The 233-nt window shown below is 48.1% G+C and carries 1 protein-coding gene; it reads right to left on the minus strand.

What is annotated here, in order from left to right:
* Nucleotides 1-126: 126 nt before the first annotated feature.
* Nucleotides 127-233: nucleoside-diphosphate kinase (locus tag BCT81_RS04890; protein ID WP_277869793.1), on the minus strand; the 107-nt coding region annotated here is incomplete at its 5' end.

The following is a 233-nucleotide window of genomic DNA, read 5'->3' on the forward strand; positions in this document are numbered from 1 at the left end:
AGATTCCCGACTATGCTCCTGCGTCACTATCGGGAATGACGACTCGGTAAACTATCTCTAACGTAAAATCCACATACAAAAAAGGCCTCACCGAAGTGAAGCCTTTAGAATCATTTGCTGTGTCGCTTATTGAGCTGGACGTGGGCAAATCTCAGATTCAGGGAAGAAGAACTCGATTTCACGAGCTGCAGACTCTGGGCTGTCGCTGCCGTGTACTGAGTTGTAACGCATGC

The organism is Vibrio sp. 10N.261.52.A1 (genome assembly GCF_002876325.1).
Lineage (GTDB): Bacteria > Pseudomonadota > Gammaproteobacteria > Enterobacterales > Vibrionaceae > Vibrio > Vibrio chagasii.